The organism is Glycomyces terrestris, assembly GCF_003933745.1.
GTDB lineage: Bacteria > Actinomycetota > Actinomycetes > Mycobacteriales > Micromonosporaceae > Glycomyces > Glycomyces terrestris.
In genome coordinates, this window is the sequence record NZ_RSEB01000004.1 from 657,478 (window position 1) to 677,286 (window position 19,809).

Annotated in this window: 19 protein-coding genes and 1 pseudogene; 7 read left to right on the top strand and 13 right to left on the bottom strand. The window is 73.8% G+C overall.

Translation table 11 applies throughout. From position 1 onward, the window contains the following. The first annotated feature begins 17 nt into the window (after positions 1-17). A complete protein-coding gene (locus EIW28_RS17060) occupies positions 18-932 on the top strand; it encodes a sugar kinase (RefSeq protein WP_197717333.1) in 915 nt (304 codons plus the stop codon). After that, positions 929-1,528: a bifunctional 4-hydroxy-2-oxoglutarate aldolase/2-dehydro-3-deoxy-phosphogluconate aldolase gene (locus EIW28_RS17065; RefSeq protein WP_232014018.1), complete on the top strand. Its 600-nt coding sequence runs from the start codon at positions 929-931 to the stop codon at positions 1,526-1,528. The genes EIW28_RS17060 and EIW28_RS17065 overlap by 4 nt, the downstream gene beginning before the upstream one ends. 355 nt (positions 1,529-1,883) lie before the next feature. On the opposite strand, the gene EIW28_RS17070 is transcribed toward EIW28_RS17065, so the two are convergent. The 6 genes from EIW28_RS17070 to EIW28_RS17095 all read right to left on the bottom strand — a co-directional run bounded on the left by EIW28_RS17070 (position 1,884) and on the right by EIW28_RS17095 (position 7,932). Next, positions 1,884-2,399 (bottom strand): adenine phosphoribosyltransferase, encoded by a 516-nt coding sequence (locus EIW28_RS17070; RefSeq protein ID WP_125248884.1) that lies wholly within the window; start codon positions 2,397-2,399, stop codon positions 1,884-1,886. Positions 2,400-2,707: 308 nt separating this feature from the next. After that, positions 2,708-3,094 (bottom strand): DUF4234 domain-containing protein, encoded by a 387-nt coding sequence (locus EIW28_RS17075; protein WP_125248885.1) that lies wholly within the window; start codon positions 3,092-3,094, stop codon positions 2,708-2,710. Between the two features lie 152 nt (positions 3,095-3,246). Continuing rightward, a complete protein-coding gene (locus EIW28_RS17080; RefSeq protein WP_125248886.1) occupies positions 3,247-4,122 on the bottom strand; it encodes a carbohydrate ABC transporter permease in 876 nt (291 codons plus the stop codon). 2 nt (positions 4,123-4,124) lie between these two features. After that, complete coding sequence (locus EIW28_RS17085; protein WP_125248887.1) at positions 4,125-5,090, bottom strand: carbohydrate ABC transporter permease; 966 nt, start codon at positions 5,088-5,090, stop codon at positions 4,125-4,127. Between the two features lie 11 nt (positions 5,091-5,101). Beyond that, positions 5,102-6,403: an ABC transporter substrate-binding protein gene (locus EIW28_RS25095; RefSeq protein WP_125248888.1), complete on the bottom strand. Its 1,302-nt coding sequence runs from the start codon at positions 6,401-6,403 to the stop codon at positions 5,102-5,104. A gap of 323 nt (positions 6,404-6,726) precedes the next feature. Further along, positions 6,727-7,932 carry an ROK family transcriptional regulator gene (locus EIW28_RS17095; RefSeq protein ID WP_125248889.1) on the bottom strand — a complete coding sequence of 402 codons (1,206 nt, stop codon included), beginning with the start codon at positions 7,930-7,932 and terminating at the stop codon, positions 6,727-6,729. Positions 7,933-8,090: 158 nt separating this feature from the next. Between EIW28_RS17095 and EIW28_RS17100 the strand changes: the two genes are divergently transcribed. After that, entirely contained in the window at positions 8,091-9,068 is a 978-nt protein-coding gene (locus EIW28_RS17100) for an aldo/keto reductase (RefSeq protein ID WP_125248890.1), read from the top strand. Positions 9,069-9,072: 4 nt separating this feature from the next. On the opposite strand, the gene EIW28_RS17105 is transcribed toward EIW28_RS17100, so the two are convergent. Next, positions 9,073-9,774, bottom strand: coding sequence for a hypothetical protein (locus tag EIW28_RS17105; RefSeq protein WP_125248891.1), 702 nt, complete (start codon positions 9,772-9,774; stop codon positions 9,073-9,075). An 82-nt stretch (positions 9,775-9,856) separates the two neighbouring features. Here EIW28_RS17105 and EIW28_RS17110 point away from each other — a divergent pair, with 82 nt between their 5' ends. Then, positions 9,857-11,008, top strand: a complete 1,152-nt coding sequence (locus tag EIW28_RS17110; RefSeq protein ID WP_125248892.1) for a hypothetical protein — start codon at positions 9,857-9,859, stop codon at positions 11,006-11,008. A gap of 14 nt (positions 11,009-11,022) precedes the next feature. Next, a complete protein-coding gene (locus EIW28_RS17115) occupies positions 11,023-11,508 on the top strand; it encodes a GNAT family N-acetyltransferase (protein ID WP_408612227.1) in 486 nt (161 codons plus the stop codon). 138 nt (positions 11,509-11,646) lie between these two features. Here the strand turns inward: EIW28_RS17115 and EIW28_RS17120 are convergent, their stop codons facing one another. From EIW28_RS17120 to EIW28_RS17150, 6 genes and pseudogenes are all read right to left on the bottom strand, one after another. Then, positions 11,647-12,480 (bottom strand): GNAT family N-acetyltransferase, encoded by an 834-nt coding sequence (locus EIW28_RS17120; RefSeq protein ID WP_125248894.1) that lies wholly within the window; start codon positions 12,478-12,480, stop codon positions 11,647-11,649. 43 nt (positions 12,481-12,523) lie between these two features. Next, positions 12,524-14,179, bottom strand: a complete 1,656-nt coding sequence (ptsP, locus tag EIW28_RS17125) for a phosphoenolpyruvate--protein phosphotransferase (RefSeq protein WP_125248895.1) — start codon at positions 14,177-14,179, stop codon at positions 12,524-12,526. A gap of 11 nt (positions 14,180-14,190) precedes the next feature. Beyond that, entirely contained in the window at positions 14,191-14,460 is a 270-nt protein-coding gene (locus EIW28_RS17130; RefSeq protein ID WP_125248896.1) for an HPr family phosphocarrier protein, read from the bottom strand. A 15-nt stretch (positions 14,461-14,475) separates the two neighbouring features. Continuing rightward, positions 14,476-16,424, bottom strand: a pseudogene (locus EIW28_RS17135) (PTS fructose transporter subunit IIABC). Positions 16,425-16,444: 20 nt separating this feature from the next. Further along, positions 16,445-17,389 carry a 1-phosphofructokinase gene (gene pfkB, locus EIW28_RS17145; protein ID WP_125248899.1) on the bottom strand — a complete coding sequence of 315 codons (945 nt, stop codon included), beginning with the start codon at positions 17,387-17,389 and terminating at the stop codon, positions 16,445-16,447. After that, complete coding sequence (locus EIW28_RS17150) at positions 17,386-18,147, bottom strand: DeoR/GlpR family DNA-binding transcription regulator (RefSeq protein ID WP_125248900.1); 762 nt, start codon at positions 18,145-18,147, stop codon at positions 17,386-17,388. Before EIW28_RS17150 ends, pfkB begins: the two co-directional genes overlap by 4 nt. Before the next feature lie 198 nt (positions 18,148-18,345). On the opposite strand from EIW28_RS17150, the gene EIW28_RS17155 reads away from it, so the two are divergent. Beyond that, positions 18,346-18,852, top strand: a complete 507-nt coding sequence (locus EIW28_RS17155; RefSeq protein WP_125248901.1) for an O-acetyl-ADP-ribose deacetylase — start codon at positions 18,346-18,348, stop codon at positions 18,850-18,852. Positions 18,853-18,923: 71 nt separating this feature from the next. After that, positions 18,924-19,802: a hypothetical protein gene (locus tag EIW28_RS17160; protein WP_125248902.1), complete on the top strand. Its 879-nt coding sequence runs from the start codon at positions 18,924-18,926 to the stop codon at positions 19,800-19,802. Positions 19,803-19,809: the final 7 nt, after the last annotated feature.

Consider the following 19,809-nt stretch of genomic DNA (forward strand, 5'->3'; position numbering starts at 1 on the left):
GACGAAGGGAGCCCCTGTTGGACGTCCTGTGCCTGGGCGAGTCGATGTGCGTGTTCGCGCCCACGACCGCCGGACCCCTGCGCACGGCCGCGGAGCTGCACGTCGGCGTGGCCGGCGCGGAGTCGAACGTCGCCGTCGCGCTGGCGCGGCTGGGCGCGCGCGCCACCTGGCGCGGCCGGGTCGGCGACGACCCGTTCGGACAGCGCATCCGCGACGTACTGGAGGCCGCGGGCGTCGACTGCGGCGGGGTCGCGACCGACCCGGGGCGGCCGACGGGCGTGTACTTCAAGGACCCGGGCCCCGAGGGCACGGTCGTCCACTACTACCGGCGCGGCTCGGCGGCCTCGGCGATGGGGCCCGGGGAGCTCGCGGGGACCGCGGCCCCGCGGATCGTGCACCTGTCGGGGATCACGCCGGCGCTGTCGGCCTCGTGCGCGGCGCTGGTCGAGGAGCTGCTGGTGGAGCGGGCGCTGGCCCCGGCGGCCGTGAGCTTCGACGTGAACTACCGGCCGGCGCTGTGGCCGGTCGAGAAGGCCGGGCCGGTGCTGGCGCGGCTGGCGGGCGCGGCGGACATCGCGTTCGTGGGTCTGGACGAGGCACAGACCCTGTGGGGCGTGAAGACCGCGGAGGACGTGCGCGAGCGCGTGCCGGGCGCGGGCGTGCTCGTCGTCAAGGACGGTGGGAACGGCGTCACCGCGTTCGAGGGCGAGGCGCGGCACTACTCCCCCGCGGAGCCGGTCGACGTGGTCGAGCCGGTGGGCGCCGGGGACGCGTTCGCGGCCGGGTTCCTGTTCGGGCGCCTGCGCGGGGCGTCCGCCGCGGCGTCGATGCGCTTGGGCCACCGGCTGGCCGCCGGGGCCCTCCAGACCGTCGGGGACCTCGCGCCCCCGCCGTCCCCTGAGACCGTTCGAGCCATTCTGGAGGACCAGTGACCCTTGACCAAGGCGCATTCTTCGACCGCCTCTTCGCCGGGCAGCGCGTCATGGCGATCTGGCGGGGCCTGCCCGCCGGTGAGACCGTGGCGCTCTCGGAGCGGCTGTGGGACGCCGGGGTGGACCTGGTGGAGGTGCCGATCGGGCAGCCGGGGCAGGAGGAGGCGCTCGCGGCGGCGGTGCGGGCCGCGGAGCCGCGCGGGCACCTCGTCGGTGCGGGCACGGTGGTGTCGGTCGGGCACGTGGAGCGCGCGGCCGCGGCCGGCGCGGCGTACACGATCGCGCCGGGCCTGAACCCGGCGGTGCTGGCCGCGTCGCACGCGGCGGGCCTGCCGCACCTGCCGGGCGTGGCGACGGCGAGCGAGGTCGGTCTCGCGCGGGAGCTGGGCTGCACGTGGGTGAAGGTCTTCCCGGCGTCGTCGCTGGGCAAGGACTGGTTCAAGGCGATGGCCGGTCCGTTCCCGGACGTGAAGTTCGTGGCGACCGGCGGGGTGGGCCCGGACGAGGTCGAGGCGTACCGCGGGGCCGGCGCATCGGTGATCGGCATGGGCTCGGCCCTGGCCGACCCGGCGAACATCGAGAAGTTGGTGGGCTGAGCGGGACTCGGGTCCGGGTGCCGTGTGACATGTGATGTGCCACCGGTATCACGGGCCCCCCGTCGCAACCCTGCCCTAGGGGTACGACAGCCGCGCGCAACATGAGTGTTGCGCGCGTTCTCGTTTCGGCCGGCGGTGGGGGCGCCGGTCTCCAGTGGTCTCCCGGTAGCCGCCGCGGCGGCCTTCCGCGGCGGAGGGCCGCGCTTGGACCGGATGGGAGGTACGGCGCGGAGGTCAGCGCCTGCCGAGGAGTCGGGTGCGGTGCGGAGTGGCGGTCAAAGCTTGCCGGGAGCCGGGTACGGCTCGGCGTGGCGGTCAAAGCTTGCCGGGAGCCGAGTGCGGTGCGGGGTGGCGGTCAGAGCTTGCCAAGGAGGGAGACCACGGGGTAGCCGTCGAGGCGGTCGCGGCCGGAGAGGGAGGCGATCTCGAGGAGGGCGGCGCAGGCGGCGACGGTGCCGCCGAGGCCCTCGACGAGGCGCACGCCGGCGGCCATGGACTCGCCGGTGGCGATGACGTCGTCGACGAGGAGGACCCGGTCGCCGTCCTTGACGGCGTCGGCGTGGAGCTCGACGCGGACCTCCGCGTACTCGCCGCGGTAGGACTCGACGGCGGCCTCGCGGGGCAGCTTGCCGGCCTTGCGAATCGGCAGGAGCGGCTTGCCGGTGCGGTCGGCGAGCGGGGCGGCCCACAGGAAGCCGCGGGCGTCGAACGCCGCGATCGAGTCGTACGGGTGCGCCTCCACCGCCTCCTGGAGGCGGTCGATCGAAGCGCGGAACGCCTCGGGGGTCGCCAGCAGCGGCGTGATGTCGCGGAATCCGACCCCGGGTTCGGGGAAGTCGGGGACGACGGGCACGTATTCGGTCAGGTCCACGACGGCAAGCGTAGCGGGTCGCGGCCGCACGGGCGCCGAACCGCACCCCCGCGAGATCCCGCCCGGACCGCACCCCCGCGAGATCCCCATCCGGATCGCGCCGCCGCCGCTCCCCGGCGAGAACCGAAGCGCACTCATGTATCTGCCCCTTGTCGGACCCCTGGGGCAGGGTTGCGACGGGGGGCCCGTGATACCGGTGGTACATCACATGTCACATGGCGCCGGTGCACGGCGAAGCCCCCGGCCCTGCGGCCGGGGGCTCGGGAATCGACTGGCTCGGGACCGGCCGGACGGGTCCGACCGGGTCCTTAGGCCGCGACGGGCTGGCGGGCCTTGACGGCGGCCACGACCAGGTTCTGCTGCGACTGGACGTAGCAGACGTGGGTGCTCGCGAGGAACACGAACAGGGTGGCGAGGCCGGTCGAGAAGGTGGGGGTGAGGCCGGCGGCCTCCTGCTCGGCGCGGATCGAGGCGCAGAACTTGAACCAGTTGACGATCGGCCAGATGAACAGGGTCAGGGCGCCGATGAGGAGCGACCAGACCATGTTGGCCGGGTTGACGTTCTTCTCGCCGTTCGGGTTCACGGCCTTCACCTCGGCGGTGATCTTCGCGAACCACACGAAGTAGTAGATGCCGAGCGTCGGGAGGTTGAGAATCCAGACGGCGAACGGGCCGCGGGTCTTCAGTTCGGGCATGGGGGCATGACTCCTTGCGGTAAGGGGAAACGGGTGCGGTCAAAACGCACGGCTGCGGGACGAATCCCGCAGCCGGTTGGGCTCGCTGACCGAAGTGCAGCTCACGTTAGCATGTTCGTTTGTCTTGTATGGAGGAAGGTGCCCCTGTTCGCTCAGCCCTTTAGTCCGGTTTGGGCCACCCCTTGGACCATGAAACGCTGCAAGAACAGGAACACGAACACCAATGGGAGAATCGCTACCAAAGCCGCGGCGAACAACTGCGAGAGGCTGACCGTCTGCGCGGTCAGGAACGTCGACAGCGCCACCTGCACGGTCCACGACTCCGGCGACCGGCCGATCACCAGCGGCCACAGGAACGAGTTCCAGGCCCCCACGAACGTGATCACCGCGATCGCGGCGAGGAAGTTCCCCGAGTTCGGGATGACGATGCGCCAGAACGCGCCCCAGTGGCTCAGCCCGTCCACCCGCGCGGCCTCCTCCAGCTCCTTCGGGAACCCGAGGAAGTACTGGCGGCACAGGAACGCCGCGAACCCGCTGAACAGGCCCGGGATGATCAGGCCCCGGTAGTCCGAGAGCCAGCCCAGGCTCGAGACCATCACGAAGCTCGGCACGAACGTGATCGCGCCGGGGATCATCAGCGTCGCCAGCACCACGTAGAACACCTTGTTCGCGTGCCGCCACGGGACGCGCGCCAGCCCGTACCCCGCTGTCGTGCACAGGAACAGCGTGCCGACCGTGGTGAGGACCGCGACGATGAGCGAGTTCAGGAGCGAGCGCGCCATCGGCACCGACGGGTCGTCGAACAGCCGCGAGAAGTTGTCCCAGGCCGGGTCCGGCGAGAACCACATCCAGCCCGGCGCCGTGATCTCGGCGTCGGTCGCCAGCGCGTTGCGCAGGATCAGGTAGAACGGGATGAGGAAGAGCACCGCGAGTCCGATGAGGACGGCGAGGGCGGCGGCGCGGGAGACGCGGGCGCCGATTCCGGGGCGGAAGCCGACGGGGGTGCTGCGCTGCGAGTCGAGTGACATGCTCAGCTCTCCTTGTTCCCGAAGCCGAAGAACCTGCCTTGGAGGACGGTCACGATCGCGATGATGAGCGCGAGGATGAGCGAGCCGGCCGAGCCGCGGCCGAGGTCTTGGACCATGCCGAGGGTGTTGTAGTAGAGGTAGACGAGTGGCGGCCTGGCGTAGGCCTGGTTGCCGATGAGGAGCACGAACTCGTCGAACGCCTGGTAGGCGGCGATGAGGATGAGCATGAGGACGGCGACCGAGGTGGCGCGGAGCTGCGGCAGGGTGATGTGCCAGAAGGTCTGGAGGCCGGGTTTGGCGCCGTCGACGTAGGCGGCCTCGTACAGGTGCTCGGGGATCTGGCGGAGTGCGGCGATGAACAGGATCATGTAGAAGCCGCATTGGATCCAGAGGCGGAGGGTGACGATGACGAGCCAGTACCAGGGCGGGCTGGGGTCGAAGAGCCAGGCGGTGTCCTCGATGCCGAAGAGGCCGAGGACGGTGTTGGCGAGGCCGTAGCGGACGCCGCTGAAGATCGACATCTTCCAGACGAGGGCCGCGACGACGTAGGAGCAGGCGAAGGGCAGGAAGAAGACGGATCGGAAGAAGGCGCGCATGATGCGGACGCGGTCGAGGAGGAGGGCGAGGCCGAGGGAGGCGGCGAAGGTGAGGGGGACGATGAAGGCCGCGAAGACGGTGAAGGTGAGGAGGGCGTCGGTGAAGGCGGCGTCCTGGAGCATCGCGGTGTAGTTCTGGAAGCCGATGAAGTCCTCGGGGAGGGGTGTGACGGTGTTGCGCGCCTCGAAGAAGGAGAGGTAGGCGCTCCAGAACACGGGGATGACGGTGAAGACGATCAGGCCGATGAAGAAGGGCCCGACGAAGTACCAGAAGGTGAGTGCGGTCCGCCAGCCGCCCTTGCGACGGCGGGACCGGGGTGTGCTGGCCCCGGTGCCCGCCAAGGGCGCGGCGGTCTCGGTGGAGACGGCCACGATTTCCCCGATCAGCCGAAGATGGTGTCGAGCTCGGACTGGATGGTCTGGGCGGCCGTGTCGAATTCGGCCGAGGGGTCGGCGCCTTCGAGGACGATGCGGTTCATCATGTCGTCGACGGCGGTCTCCATGGTGGGGGTCCAGTTGGGGTTGTCGCCCCAGCCGTATTCCTGTGAGATCTGGACGGCGGTGGCGGCGGGGCCTTCGGCGAGGGCGTCGGCGTTGGCGGCCATGGACTTGCGGGGCGGGATGTGGAAGCCGTAGGAGAGGCACCAGTCCTGGATGTACTCCTCGTTGTCGATCCAGAGCCATTTGGCGAAGGCCTTGGCCTCGTCGACGTGTTCGGACTTGGCGTTGACGAAGGTGGACCAGCCGCCGTTGTAGACGGTGGGGGCGCCGCCGTCGAAGCCGGGGAGGGGCATGACGGCGATGTCGTCGCCGTAGGTCTCGATGATCTGGGGGAGGGCCCAGAGGCCGCACCACTGGATGGCGCAGAGGCCCTGGATGATCGAGGAGGGGTCCCAGGCTTCGGTGGGGGCGCCGATGAGGAGCGAGTCGGTCTCGTGGAGGGCTTTGACCTTGAGGGCGCCGGCGATGACGGTGTCCTTGTCGAAGCCGATCTGGTTGTCGTCGGTGAGGAGGGTCTGGCCGGCGGAGAAGACGATGGGTTGGAAGAGTTTGGTGGCGGAGTCGTCGTTGCCGAGGAAGAGGCCCTTGACGTCGGGGGTGGTGAGTGCGGCGGCGGCGGCCATGAGGTCGTCGAAGGTGGCCGGTTCGGTGATGCCGGCGTCGGCGAAGAGGGACGGCCGGTAGTAGAGGAACTGGGGGTCGTCGATCATCTGGATGCCGTAGATCTTGCCGTCGATGGAGTTGCGTTTGACGTCGATCTCGGTGAAGTCGTCGAGGACGCCTTCGAACAGGTCGTCGAGGGGGACGATCTGGCCGGAGTCGACCATGGAGCGGTTGAGGTGGCTCTCGAAGACGTCGGGGTAGTCGCCGGGTTTGTCGGCGAGGAGTCCGGAGGAGAGGGCGGTGTCGTAGTCGCCGGGTACCCAGTTGATGGTGACGGTGGCGTCTTCGTATGCGGCGGCGTACTTCTCGGCGGCCTGCTGGGTGCCGGCCTCGCCGTACTGGTGGTACCACTGGTAGAGGTTGACGCCGTCGCCGTCGCCGCCGCGGCCGGTGTTGGAGCCGCAGGCGCCGAGTGCGCCGGCGCCGGCGGCGAGGCCGCCGAGGGCGAGCATGCGGCGGCGGTTGAGGGCCAGTCCGGCGAGCGTCTGCTGCGTGGTGGGTCGGTTGTGGTTGGGGGCCATTGCTAGCTCCTCGCTACGTTGAGAGGTCGGAAGGGCTCCCGCGCGACTCCGGGTCATGGTCGTCGCCGCAGCGGAGAATCGACATGCGCCGATTCGCCTCCCAGTGTTGCTAGCGTCGCTCACTTTGTCAATGGGTTGTAGTAAGGCTCGGGGTAACGATTTGCGCGCGGTTCCCTTGGGGGCGCTCGCTTCTGGTGGAGGGGTGTCGTCGCTGCGTGCAGCGCCGGGAGCGCCCCGGCGGCGGTGGCGCGTGGGGCGCTGGTGGCGGCGGTGGCGGCTGGGCCGCGTCCGCCCCGTATTCGGGTGGGGCGCTGCGGGTCCGGTCAGCGGCGGCTGCGGGACCCGACGGTGTTCAGGCGGTTGAGGTGGCCTTCGAGGGCGAGCGCGGCGGCGCCGAGCGCGACCATGTTGCGCTCCTCGGTGTTCCGTTTGAGGCGGGCGGCCTTGAGGGGGGCCTCCATGGCGTGGTCGCCGAGGCGGCGCTCGAACTCGGGGATGAGGGCGTCGCCGAGGGCGGCGGTGACCCAGCCGTCGAAGACGACGAGGTCGGGGTTGACGAGGTTGAGGAGGTTGGCGACGCCGGCGGCGAGGGATTCGGCGACGGTCTCGACGGTGCGGACGGCGGAGGGCTCGCCGGCCTTCCAGGCGGCGGCGAGGGCGGCCATGGCCTCGGTCTGGGAGCCGGCGGCGGCGCGGCCGTCGAGCTGGGCCCACTGCCACAGGATGGCGGGCGCGCCGACGTACGCTTCGATGCATCCTTTGGCGCCGCAGCGGCATTGGGGTCCGGCGGGGTTGATGGTGGTGTGGCCCCACTCCCCCGCGGAGTTGGTGGCGCCGCGGTAGAGCTGGCCGCCGAAGGCGAGGCCGGCGCCGACGCCGGTGCCGAGGATGAGGACGGCGAGGCGGTCGACGCCGCGGCCGTCGCCGAACCACAGCTCGCCGACGGTGATGGTCTTGAGGGGGTTGTCGAGGTAGACGGGGACGTCGAGGCGGAGGCGCTCGGTGAGGAGCTGGCGGAAGGGGACGTCGTGCCAGTTCCAGTTGGGGGCGAAGCCGGAGACGCCCCAGGTGACGTCGACCTGGCCGGGGAGGCTGACGCCGACGCCGAGGATGGCGCGGTCGCCGAGGCGGGAGCGGACCTGGTCCATGGCGGCGGCGATGTGGCCGATGACCTGGTCGGGGCTGTTCTCGCTGGCCTCCATGCGCTCGTCGGCCCGGTCGACCACGGTGAGGGCGAGGTCGTAGACTTCGAGCTGGACGTAGGTCTCGGCGACGTCGACGCCGATCATGACGCCGCCGCCGGCGTTCGGGGCGAGGAGCGCCCGGGGGCGTCCGCCGCCGGAGTCCTCGCGGCCCACCTCGACCACGACGCCGAGCTCGATCAGGTCGGTGACCAGGTTGGAGACCGTGGCGACGGAGAGGTCGGTCTCGCGGGCGAGGATCTGGCGGGAGGTCGGCGCGTCCGCGATGAGGTGCCGCAGCACTGCGAAGCAGTTGCGCAGGCGGATGTCGCGCGAGGTGGACTTCATGGCTGAATGCTACGACGCGGGACGCCACTTTGTAAATGGGTTAGATGAAGGGGTCGCCGCTTGTTCGCGCAGTGACGGCCGTGAATGTCGCTTCGGCCCGATATGCTCTGGAGCGGTCTCGCCGCGCCGGCGGCGTGCGACAACGAGGGGTGGACGGCATGGAAGAGCGCGTACTGGGCAGGACCGGCGCGAGCGTCGGCGTCGTCGGGTTCGGCGCCTGGCAGATCGGCGCCGACTGGAGCGAGGTCTCCGAGGACGACGCCGAAGCGGCCCTGGAGGCCGCCGCCGGCGCGGGCGTCACGTTCTACGACACCGCCGACGTCTACGGCGACGGCCGCTCCGAGCGGATCGTCGGCGCGTTCCGCAAGCGCCGCCCGGGCGTGTTCGTGGCGACGAAGATGGGCCGGCGCGCCGAGCAGGTCCACGCGAACTACAGCGAGCCGCACTTCCTGTCCTGGAACGACGACTCGCGCTCGCGCCTCGACATGACCCCGCTCGACCTGGTGCAGCTGCACTGCCCGCCCACGAGCGTGTACGGCGACGACGAGGTCTTCGCCGTCCTCGACGCGATGGTCGCCGACGGGCGCATCGCCCACTACGGCGTCAGCGTCGAGACGTGCGAGGAGGCCCTCGCCGCCATCGCCCGGCCCGGCGTCGCGACGGTGCAGATCATCCTGAACCCGTTCCGGCAGAAGCCCCTCGAGCGCGTCCTCCCGGCCGCCGCCGACGCCGGCGTCGGCGTCATCGCGCGCGTCCCGCTCGCCTCCGGGCTGCTCTCCGGCAAGTACACCGCCGAGACCGAGTTCGCGCCCGACGACCACCGCAACTACAACCGGCAGGGCGAGGCCTTCGACGTCGGCGAGACGTTCGCGGGCGTCGACTACGCCACCGGCCTCGCCGCGGTCGAGCGGCTGCGGCCCCTCGTGCCCGCCGGCATGACCATGGCCCAGTTCGCGCTCCGCTGGATCCTCGACCAGCCCGGCGTCACCGTCGTCATCCCCGGCGCGCGCAACGCCGAGCAGGCCCGCGCGAACGCCGCCGCGGCCGCCTTCCCGCCCCTCGGCGAGGACCTCCACGCCGAGGTCCGCGCCGTCTACGACGACCTGATCCGGCCCCAGGTCCACCACCGCTGGTAGCGGCCTACGGCTCCCAGGGGACGGCGGCGCTGAAGTTCGCGCCCAGCAGGCGCACGAAGTTCCAGTGGTCGTCGTCCTCGAACCCGTCCCCGCCGTCCAGCAGCATCCGCGCGGGCGGGAACGGCCGGCCTTCGCGCAATTGCGAGATCGCCGCCAGGTGCGCGCGCCCCGCCGCCGCGCCGCCGTCCAGGCACGCCAGCGCCTCGCGCAGCGCCGGCTGGAACGTGCCCGGCTCCCACAGGCCCTCGATCTCGTCGAGCTCGACCGTGACGTACACGCCGGGTGCGGCGGCGACCGCCGCGCGCAGCATCGCGGCGTGCCCGTCCAGGGGGCCCTCGGCCGCGAAGATCCGGTTGAGGACGGGGACGGCGGCGTCGAGCTGGGCGAGCGCGCGGTCCTTGGGGGCCAGCGGCGCGGTGGCCTCCACGACGTCCTCGTCGTCGTCCTCATCGTCGTCGTCCTCGCCGGGCTCGACTTCGACGAGGTCGCCGTCGGGCCCGAACTCGTAGAAGACCTCGTCGGGGTCGTCCTCGACCACGATGGTCTGGGTGACGAGGTCGGCGGGGCGGAACAGGGCGAGCCACAGGAGCGGGACGCAGCGGACGTCGTAGGCGACGACGCCGGTCGCCGGCGCGAAGCCCGCGTCGGTCGTGGAGGGGTAGAGGGTCCGCAGGCCGGTGGCGCACAGGTACGAGGAGTTCGGCATGACCGCAGCCTAAGTCCGCGCCGCCCCGGGTCCGCGGCGGCGGGGCCCGGAAAGCCGTTGACGGCGGCTTTAGGCTCGCCGCATGGACACCACTGCGCTGCTGTGGCTCATCGGCGCCGCCGGTTCGGGCAAGACCGCGACCGGGTGGGCGGTCTTCCGGGAGCTCGCCGCGGCGGGCGTGCGGGCCGCGTTCGTCGACGGCGACCAGGTCGGCATGGCCTATCCCGCCCCGCCCGGGGACCGGGACAACGAGCACGTCAAGGCCCGCGGCCTCGGGGCGCTCTGGGCCGGGTACCGGGCCGCGGGCGTCCAGTGCGTCGTGGCCGCCGGGGGCGTCGGGACGGCCGCGACCGTCGCCGACTTCGCCGCGCAGGTCCCCGGCGCGGCCATGACGGTCGTGGAGCTGACCGTGGACGCGGCGGAGCGCCAGGCCCGGCTCATCGGCCGCGGCTCGGCGGACCTGGTCGAGCCCGCGGCCGCGCTCGCGGCCGCGTTCGACCGCGCCCCGCTCACCGAGCACCGCGTCGACACCGGCGGCCGCACCGTGGACGAGGTCGCGCGACTGGTCCTCGACCGCGTCGGGCGGCCCGCCGCCGGGGCGGGGCCGTGGCCGCCGCGCCGGTTCCCCGCGCCGGAACCGATCGCGGGCGAGCGCGTCCCGCTGCTGTGGGTGTGCGGCGCGACCGGCGTCGGGAAGTCCACAGTGGCGTTCCCGGTGTTCCTGGCGCTCCTGGCCGCCGGGGAGCGGGCGGCGTACATCGACCTCGCCCAGGTCGGCTGGGCCCGCCCCGAGGCCCCCGGCGACCCCGGCGGGCACCTGCTGCGGGCCCGGAACTTCGGGGCGCTGTGGCGGTCCCACCGCGCCGCCGGGTCGCGGGTCCTCGTCGTCTCCGGCAGCGGCGGCGGCCCGGCGGACATGCGCCGCTACCTCGACGCGGTCCCCGACTGCGATCCCCTGGTGGTGCGCCTCGACGCCCGGCCCGACGTGCTCGCCGAACGGGTCCTCATGCGCAGCAAGGGCATCGGCGTCGAACTGCCCGGCGACGAGCTCCGGGGCCTCGCCGGCGCCGACCTCGACCGGGCGGTGGCGGCGGCGCAGGCCGAGGCGGTCCGCCTCGCGGCCGACGGTGTCGGCGCGGTGCACCTCGACACGAGCGATCGCTCCCCCGAGCAGCTCGCCGCCGGCATCCATGCGCGCTTGGTGCGGCGCGGCGGAGGAGCGGCGGCCCCGTGACCCGGTTCTCCCCCATGCGCTTCCACCTGCGGACCGAGCGGCTGGTCCTGCGGCCGTGGGCGCTCTCGGACGCCGAGGCGCTCCGGGACCTCCACGCCGAGCGCGGCGACGGACGGCCCACGGTCGCGGAGGCCCGGGCGGTCGTCGCCGGCGCGATCGCCGCCGCCGAGGCGACCGGGATCGCGCTCCTGCCGGTGACGCGCCGGACCGAAGGCGACGTGATCGGCTACTGCGGCCTCACCGTCGGGCGCGCCACGGTCGAGGAGCCCGAGATCGCCTACGAGCTGTTCGCGCGCGTCCACGGGAACGGCTACGCCACCGAGGCGGCCCGCGCCGTCCTCGCCGCCGCCGCGGACACCGGCCGCACCCGGCTCTGGTCGACCGTGCGCGCCTGGAACACCGCGTCGTTCCGGGTGCTCGACAAGCTCGGTTTCGAGCGCGACCGCGTCACCGCCGACGACCGCGGCGATATCGTCTGGCTCACCCGGGCGCTGCCGTAGGGCCTGTCCTGCGGGATCAGGGAGCGGCGGTGTCCGAGTCCGCGCGCTCGCAGGCGGAGGATTCTCCGAATACCGGGGTTGGGTTCGGAGGGCCGATCACGCGGCGAGCGGGAGCGACCGGTTTGATGCGCAGGGGCCCTAGGCGCGGCAGAGGTCGCGGACCTCGGGGCGGGCGGTGAAGCCCGCGGCGCGGTAGGTGGCGACGGCGGCCGCGTTCGCGGTCGGGGTGCACACGAGGGCGCTCGAGGCGCCGAGGTCCCGCAGCGCGGCGGCCGCGGCGAGCGCGACCGCCCGGCCGTGGCCGCGCCCGCGGTGGTCGCGGTGCGTGCCGACCGGCTCCAGGAGCCCCGGGCGGCCGGGGCCCGCGGACCAGACCGTCGCGGCCGCGACCGGGACGTCGTCGCCGTCGTAGGCGACCAGGCAGCGCGCGTCGGCGTAGGCGGCGCCGGACGCCATCGCGTGCCAGCGCTCGTCGGTGAACGTGGAGCGGTCGAAGGCGGCGCGGTGGACGGCGGTGCGGACCGCGGCCCGGTCGGGGCCGATCGTCTCGATGCGCACGCCCGGGTCCTCGACCGGGTCGGCGAGGTCGCGGTGCAGGGGCGTCCACGCCTCGCCGCGCGTCCAGCCGCGGGCGGGGAGGAGGTCGTGGAGGAGGGAGTCGCGCGGGGCCTCGACGCTCGCCTCCCCGGCGGGCAGGACGTCCGCGAGGTCGTCGGCGATGCGGTGCGCGAGTTCGGGGTCGCGGCGGGCGTCGGGGGCGGTCGTCAGGCGCAGCAGGGCCGGGCCGTCGAGGAGGCCGACGGCGAGGAGGCGGCCGCCGCGGGTCCAGGTGCGGACCGCCGCGGCGGCGGCGTCGGCGCCGAAGCGGTGGAACCAGCCGAGGTCGCCGGGGTGGAGCTGCATCGGGGCGCCGTCGCGCTGCCATTCGCGGAGCGCGGCGTCGATGCGGTGGAGGTCGGGTGCGGTCGCCATAGGGGCGATCTCACCGCACGGGCGGGTGCGGCCGCAACTGGTTTCAGCAGGCGGCCCTCCGGCGGGCCTCGGCGGCGTCGTCGGCGTGGAGGGCCTCGGCGGCGAGGACGGCGCACTCGTCGAGGGTGCGGGACGCGAGTTCGGCGCGGACCGCGGGGATCGCGGAGGGCGCCATGGAGAGGCTGGTGACGCCGAGGCCGACGAGGACGCAGGCGAGGAGCGGGTCGCTGGCGGCCTCGCCGCACACGCCGACGGGCTTGCCGCTCTCGCGGCCGGCCTCGGCGGCGAGGCTGACGAGGTCGAGGAGGGCGGGCTGCCACGGGTCGAGGAGGTCGGCGAGGGCGCCGTTCATGCGGTCGGCCGCGAGCGCGTACTGGCCGAGGTCGTTGGTGCCGAGGCTGGCGAAGTCGCAGTCGTCGAGGATGCGGGCGGCGCGCAGGGCCGCGGCCGGGACCTCGATCATGGTGCCGGCGGTGTCGAGGCCGTGGTCGCGGCAGCGGGCGGCGAACGCGCGGGCCTCGGCCTGGGTCGCGACCATGGGGGCCATGACCCACACGTCGGCGTCGCCGGCGGTGGCCGCGGCGCCGATGGCGGCGAGCTGGTCGTCGAGGAGGGCCGCGCCGGCGGCGGTGCGGGCCAGGCGGATGCCGCGGACGCCGAGCGCCGGGTTGGGCTCGTCGCCGTGGTCGGCGAACGCGAGCGGCTTGTCGGCGCCGGCGTCGAGCGTGCGCACGACGACCTTGCGGCCCTGGAAGGCCGCGAAGACCTGCGCGTAGGCGGCGGTCTGCTCCTCGACGGTCGGCGCGGTCTCGCGGTCGAGGAACAGGAACTCGGTGCGGAACAGGCCGACGCCTTCGGAGTCGGCGGCGGCGGCCGCGTCGAGGTCGGCCGGGGAGCCGAGGTTGACCAGGAGCTGGACGGCGTGGCCGTCGGCGGTGCGGCCGGGGCCGCGGGAGCCGGCGAGGGCTTCGGTGCGGCGGGCCTCCCCCTCCAAGGCCCGCCGCACCCGCTCGGGGCCGGGGTCGACCGCGACGAGGCCGGTGCGGCCGTCGACGAGGACCGGGACGCCGTCGGCGAGGGCCGCGGCGTCGGGGCAGGCGACGACCGCGGGCAGGCCCATGGACTTCGCGAGGATCGCGGTGTGGCTGGTCGGCCCGCCCTGCTCGGTCACCACGGCGACCACGGTGGACGGGTCGAGGGCGGCGGTGTCGGCCGGGGCGAGGTCGCGGGCGACGAGCACGTACGGGTGGCCCGGGTCCGGGAGGCCGGGCATCGGGAGCCCGAGGAGGGCCGCGACGGCCCGGTCGCGGAGGTCGTCGAGGTCGGCGGCGCGTTCGGCGAGGTAGCCGCCGGCGGCCTCCAGAGACGCCTTGAAGGAGTCGAACGCGCCGGCGAGGGCGTGCGGCGCGGACCGGCCCTCGGCCAGGCCCTGGGCGATCCGGTCGGCGAGGGCCGGGTCCTCGGGGATCATGGCCTGCGCGTAGAGGACTTCGGCGGCCGGGCCGTCGGCGCGTTCGGCGCGGGCCTCCAGGTCGGCGGCGACCGCGGCGAGCGCGGCCGTGGCCGAGGCGAGCGCGGCCCCGGTGTCGGCCTCGGGCCCGGTGTCGGCGGGCAGGGCGGGCGGGGGCGCGAGCCGGGCGGCGGGCGCGGACGCGACGCCCGGGCTGACCCCGATGCCGGTCATCTCTGCGGCGGTCATCGGCGGGCCCCCTACTCGGCGTCCTGGTCGGTGGCGAGCACGGTCGCGAGGGCGTCGAGGGCGGCCTCGGCGCCCTCGCCCTCGGCGCGGAGGACGACTTCGTCGCCGTACTTGGCGCCGATGCTCACGACCAGGAGCATCGAGGCGGCGTCGACGGGCTCCTCGCCGGGCCGGCCGATGGTGACCGGGACCGGCTGCTCCTTGGCGGCCTTGACGAAGAGGCGGGCCGGGCGCAGGTGCAGGCCCACCTTCGATCCGATGACGACGGTGCGTTCAGACATGTGCTCCCCCGTGGGCTAGATGGTGACCAGGGCCTGGTCGTCGGCGGCCGCGGCGGCCTTGGACTTCCAGGCGGTTTTGAGGACGACGGCGCACAGGCACGTCGCGGCGGCGCCGGCGAGGAGGGCGACGACGAAGCCGCCCGGGTTGCCGATGAGGGGCAGCACCCACACGCCGCCGTGCGGGGCGCGGAGGGTCGAGCCGAACGCCATCGAGACCGCGCCGGCGGCGGCGCCGCCGATCACGGTGGACGGGATGACGCGCAGCGGGTCGGCGGCGGCGAACGGGATCGCGCCTTCGCTGATGAAGAACGCGCCCAGGAGCCAGGCGGCCTTCCCGGACTGGCGTTCGGGCTGGCTGAACAGGCGGGGGCGCACCACGGTCGCGAGGGCGAGGCCGAGCGGCGGGACCATGCCGGCGGCCATGACGGCGGCCATGATGGTGAGGTCGCCGGAGGCGAGGGCGCCGACGCCGAACAGGTACGCGACCTTGTTGACGGGGCCGCCGAGGTCGAAGCCCATCATGGCGCCGAGGAGGAGGCCGAGGAGGACCGCGTCGACGCCGGAGAGGCCGGCGAGCCAGTCGGTGAGCCAGGCCTGGGCCTCGGCGATGGGCCGTCCGATGAGGACGAGCATGGTGAACCCGGTCGCGAACACGCTCACCAGCGGGACGATGACGATCCGCATGATGCCGGAGAACGCCTGGTTGGCCTTGACGAGCTTGAGCGCCATGACGATCGCGCCGGCGATGAGGCCGGCGGCGACGCCGCCGAGGAAGCCCGCGCCGACGGCGACGGCGATGAGGCCGCCGACGACGCCGGGCGCGATGCCCATGCGGTCGGCCATGCCGAAGGCGATGAACCCGGCGAGGATCGGCACGAGCATGGAGAACGCGAGCCCGCCGATGTAGAACATGACGCCGGCGATCCCGGCCTCGGCGAGGAGGCGCGTCGGGTCGGCGATGGCCTCGTAGGTGACGCCTTCGAAGGTGCCGCCGTTGACGACGTTGGCGATCTCGGCGCCGCCGATGACGAACGCGAGGGCGATGAGGATGCCGCCGGCGGCGACGAACGGCAGCATGTAGGACACGCCGGTCATGAGCCAGAGGCGGAGTTTCGCGCCGGGGCCGAGCTTCGGGCCGGCCGGGGCCGCGGGCGCGGCGGCGGCCGCGGCGGGCGCGGGCGCCTCCGCGGCCTTGGCGGCGGCTTCGGCGACCATGTCGGCGGCGTGGTTGATGCCGCGCTTGACCGGGCCGGAGACGAGCGGCTTACCGGCGAAGCGGTCCTTCTCGCGGACGTTGACGTCGGCGGCGAAGATGACCGCGTCGGCGGCGGCGATGACGGCGGGGTCGAGCGGTTCGGCGCCGGCGGCGCCCTGCGTCTCGACGTGGATCTCGTGCCCGGCGTCCTTGGCGGCCTGTTCGAGCGCTTCGGCGGCCATGTAGGTGTGGGCGATGCCCGTGGGGCATGAGGTGACGGCTACGAGCTTCATTGTTCGTGCACCTTCTTCGTGCTGTGCGCCTATGCGAGGGCGCTGTTGATGAGGGCGGCGGCCGCGGCGGCGTCGGGCGCGTCGCGCAGTGCGGCCTTGAAGTCCTGGTGGACGAGTTTGCGCGCCAGGGACGCGAGGATGGTCATGTGGTCGGAGCCGCCGCCCGCGGGGGCGGCGATGAGGAAGACGAGGTCGGCGGGGCCGTCGTCGGCGCCGAAGTCGACGCCGGCGGCCGAGCGCCCGAAGGCGAGGCTGGGGGCGGTGACGTGGGCGCTGCGGGCGTGCGGGATGCCGATGCCGCCTTCGATGCCGGTGGGCATCTGCTCTTCGCGGGCGCGCACGTCGGCGAGGAAGCCCTCGGTGTCGGTGACGCGCCCGGCGGCGGCCAGGCGGGCCGCCAGCGCGGCGGTGGCCGCGTGGCGGTCGGCGCCGGTGAGGTCGAGGTCGACGAGGTCGGCGGTGATCAGATCGGACATTGGTGTGCTCCTTCTCGTGTTCAGCGCAGGACCAGGTCGGGGTCCGGGGCGGCGGTGACCTCGACGGCGGCGAGGTCGATGTCGGCGGGGGCGGGCATGATCGAGCCGGGGAGGGCGACGGCGGCGGTGCCCCAGGCGACGGCGGCGGCGAGGGCGTCGGGGCCGGCGCCGCCGGCGGCGAGGAATCCGGCGAGGGCGGCGTCGCCGGCGCCGACGGTGCTGGCGACGGGTCCGGCGAGGGGGGCGCGGGCGTGGTGGACGCCGGCGGCGTCGACGAGGATCGCGCCGTCGGCGCCGAGGCTGGCGAGGACGGCGGAGGCGCCTTGGTCGCGGAGCGCCTGGGCGGCGCGGACGGCGTCGCCGAGGGTGGCGATGGGGGTGCGGGCGGCTTCGGCGAGTTCGTCGCGGTTGGGTTTGACGAGGTCGGGGCGGGCGCGGAGGCTTTCGGCGAAGGCGGGGCCGGAGGTGTCGACGGCGGCGCGGGCGCCGGCGTTGCGGGTGCGTTCGACGAGGAGGGCGTAGAAGTCGGGGCCGACGCCGGGCGGGAGGCTGCCGCAGCCGGCGATCCAGGAGGCGGGCCGGTCGAGGGTGGGGGCGATGGCGGCGACGAGGAGCTCTTCGATCTCGGTGGGGCGCAGGGCGGGCCCGGACTCGTTGAGTTTGGTGACGGTGCCGTCGGCTTCGGCGATGGTGAGGTTGGAGCGGACGCCTTGGGAGACGGGGACCTCTTCGACGGGGACGCCGGCTTCGCCGAGGAGGTCGAGGAGTTCGGTGCCGGCGTGGCCGCCGGTGGTGAGGACGGCGCGGGTGGCGTGGCCGTTGGCGACGAGGGCGCGGGAGACGTTGACGCCCTTGCCGCCGGGGTCGACGCGGTCGGAGGCGGCCCGGTGGATCTCGCCGCGGCGGAGCCGGTCGACGGCGATGGTGCGGTCGAGGCTCGGGTTGGCGGTGACCGTGACGATCATGCGCGCACCACTTTCAGGTCGGCGGCCTCGAGGTCGGCGGTGAGCCCGGTGTCGAGGCCGGTGTCGGTGACGAACAGGTCGACCTGGTCGAGGGTCCCGAAGCGGGCCAGGCAGTCGTTGCCGACCTTGGTGTGGTCGGCGAGGACGACGGATTTGCGGGCGGCGGCGATCATGGCGCGCTTGACGGCGGCCTCGCCGGTGTCGGGGGTGGTGAGGCCGCGTTCGGCGCTGACGCCGTTCGCGCCGAGGAAGGCGACGTCGACGTAGGTGTCGGCGAGGGCGCGCAGGGCCCAGTCGTCGACGGCGGCCATGGTGCGGCCGCGGACCTTGCCGCCGACGATGAGGACGGTGAGGCGGGGTTTGGCGGCGAGGAGGGAGGCGATGAGGACGGAGTTGGTGACGACGGTGAGTTCGCGGTCGCCGGGGAGGATCTCGGCGAGGCGGGCGGTGGTGGTGCCGGCGTCGAGGAGGATCGCGCCTTCGGCGGGGACCTCGTTGAGGGCGGCGGCGGCGATGCGCTCCTTCGCGGCGGTCTGGACGGTGTCGCGGGCGGCGACGGTGGGTTCGAAGCCGAGGCGTTCGAGGGGGATCGCGCCGCCGTGGACCTTCTTGACGACGCCCTGGCGTTCGAGGGCGGTGAGGTCGCGGCGGATGGTCTCGGTGGTGACCGCGAAGGCGGCGGCGAGGGCGGCGACGTCGACGCGGCCCTCGGCGCGGGCGCGCTCGGCGATGCGCTGCTGGCGCTCTTCCGCGAACATGTTGTTTCACCTCCGTTTCGATTGGATTCATTTGGTTATACATGGCTCCATGTGGCTTCGTCAACTCGGTGCGGGCCGCCGCGGGCGTCACGATTGCGTAACGGGCCCGCCGGCCTCGAACGCTACCGAGCGGGCGGGGCCGCGGCCGCGTTTCGGCCGGGACGGCGGGCCGGCCGCGGCGCGTGCTTGAATGCGGGCATGGCCATCACGATCCTCAGAGGGGACATCACCCGCCAGCGGGTCGACGCGATCGTCAACGCCGCGAACTCCTCGCTCCTGGGCGGCGGCGGCGTGGACGGGGCGATCCACCGGGCGGGCGGGCCCGCGATCCTGGAGGCGTGCCGGGCGCTGCGGGCCGGCGAGTACCGGCAGGGCCTGCCGACCGGGCAGGCCGTCGCCACGACCGCGGGGCGGTTGGACGCGCGGTGGGTGATCCACACCGTCGGCCCGGTCTGGTCCCGGGACGAGGACCGGAGCGCGCTCCTGGCCTCCTGCTACCGCGAGTCGCTGCGGGTCGCCGCCGAGCTGGGGGCCGCGTCGGTGGCGTTTCCTGCCGTGTCGGCGGGGGTATACGGCTGGCCTGCCGAATCGGCCGCGCGCATCGCGGTGGACGCGGTGCGCGCGCACGGGACCGAAGTGGACGACGTCAGGTTCGTGCTGTTCAACGACGAGGTCTACGCGGCCTTCGAGCGGGCCGCGGGCTGACGCCCGCACCGCCGCGCCCCGCTGTCGGACCCCGCCGGTACGGTTCCGGGCAACGGACGAAGGGGACCCGCATGAAGACGCTCACCGAGGACGCGTTCGCCGCCGCCGAACGGTACCTGGAGCTCCACGCCAGACTCGTCGACCGGCTCCGGTTCGCCCACGCGTTCCTCGGCGCCCCGGGGGAACTGGTGCGCAACGCCGTCGCCGCCTACCAGAACCTCGACGGCGGCTTCGGCCACGCGATCGAACCGGACCTGCGCGGTTCGGGCAGCCAGCCGCAGGGCGCCGAGATCGCGCTGTGGATGGTCGAGGGCATCGCCGCCGCCGACGAGCCGATGCTCCTGCGCGCCTGCGACTGGCTCGAGGCGCACGCCACCGAGGACGGCGGCGTGCCGTGGGTGCTGCCGAGCGTCCTCGACGACGAGCGCGCGCCGTGGTGGCAGCCGCAGGGCGAGAAGCCGCCGGCCGCGCTCAACCCGACCGCGCCCATCGCCGGGCTCCTCCACGCGCACGGCGTCGACCACCCGTGGCTCGGTCCGGCGACCGAGTTCTGCTGGCAGGCGATCGCCGGGATCAGCGAGATCGGCGCGTACGACGCGATGTGCATCCTGACCTTCCTCGAGCGCGTCCCCGACCGCGAGCGCGCCGAGGCCGAGTTCCAGCGGCTGCGCGCCTCCCTGCGCGACGCGGCCGCGCTCGACCCGGACGCCCCCGGGCACGTCCACTCCCCCGTCGACCTCGCCCCGCGCCCTGACGCCATGGCGCGCAGGCTGTTCAGCGACGACGAGCTCAACCTCCACCTCGACCGGGTGATCGACGCCCAGGGCGGGGACGGCGGCTGGGCCCCGAACTTCGAGCTGTGGACGCCCGTCGTCGCCCACGAATGGGGCGGCTACCTGACACTGGCGCGGCTGCGGACGCTCCAGGCGTACGGGCGCATCGAGCAGTAGGGCGCGC

What these genes read in the sequence shown, in the direction of transcription:
- EIW28_RS17075 (WP_125248885.1), bottom strand. Translation starts at nt 3,094, where the DNA reads ATGCCCGAACTGAAGACCCGCGGCCCGTTCGCCGTCTGGATTCTCAAC.
- EIW28_RS17080 (WP_125248886.1), bottom strand. Translation starts at nt 4,122, where the DNA reads ATGTCACTCGACTCGCAGCGCAGCACCCCCGTCGGCTTCCGCCCCGGA.
- EIW28_RS25095 (WP_125248888.1), bottom strand. Translation starts at nt 6,403, where the DNA reads ATGGCCCCCAACCACAACCGACCCACCACGCAGCAGACGCTCGCCGGA.
- EIW28_RS17095 (WP_125248889.1), bottom strand. Translation starts at nt 7,932, where the DNA reads ATGAAGTCCACCTCGCGCGACATCCGCCTGCGCAACTGCTTCGCAGTG.
- EIW28_RS17100 (WP_125248890.1), top strand. Translation starts at nt 8,091, where the DNA reads ATGGAAGAGCGCGTACTGGGCAGGACCGGCGCGAGCGTCGGCGTCGTC.
- EIW28_RS17105 (WP_125248891.1), bottom strand. Translation starts at nt 9,774, where the DNA reads ATGCCGAACTCCTCGTACCTGTGCGCCACCGGCCTGCGGACCCTCTAC.
- EIW28_RS17110 (WP_125248892.1), top strand. Translation starts at nt 9,857, where the DNA reads ATGGACACCACTGCGCTGCTGTGGCTCATCGGCGCCGCCGGTTCGGGC.
- EIW28_RS17115 (WP_408612227.1), top strand. Translation starts at nt 11,023, where the DNA reads ATGCGCTTCCACCTGCGGACCGAGCGGCTGGTCCTGCGGCCGTGGGCG.
- EIW28_RS17120 (WP_125248894.1), bottom strand. Translation starts at nt 12,480, where the DNA reads ATGGCGACCGCACCCGACCTCCACCGCATCGACGCCGCGCTCCGCGAA.
- ptsP (WP_125248895.1), bottom strand. Translation starts at nt 14,179, where the DNA reads ATGACCGCCGCAGAGATGACCGGCATCGGGGTCAGCCCGGGCGTCGCG.
- EIW28_RS17130 (WP_125248896.1), bottom strand. Translation starts at nt 14,460, where the DNA reads ATGTCTGAACGCACCGTCGTCATCGGATCGAAGGTGGGCCTGCACCTG.
- pfkB (WP_125248899.1), bottom strand. Translation starts at nt 17,389, where the DNA reads ATGATCGTCACGGTCACCGCCAACCCGAGCCTCGACCGCACCATCGCC.
- EIW28_RS17150 (WP_125248900.1), bottom strand. Translation starts at nt 18,147, where the DNA reads ATGTTCGCGGAAGAGCGCCAGCAGCGCATCGCCGAGCGCGCCCGCGCC.
- EIW28_RS17155 (WP_125248901.1), top strand. Translation starts at nt 18,346, where the DNA reads ATGGCCATCACGATCCTCAGAGGGGACATCACCCGCCAGCGGGTCGAC.
- EIW28_RS17160 (WP_125248902.1), top strand. Translation starts at nt 18,924, where the DNA reads ATGAAGACGCTCACCGAGGACGCGTTCGCCGCCGCCGAACGGTACCTG.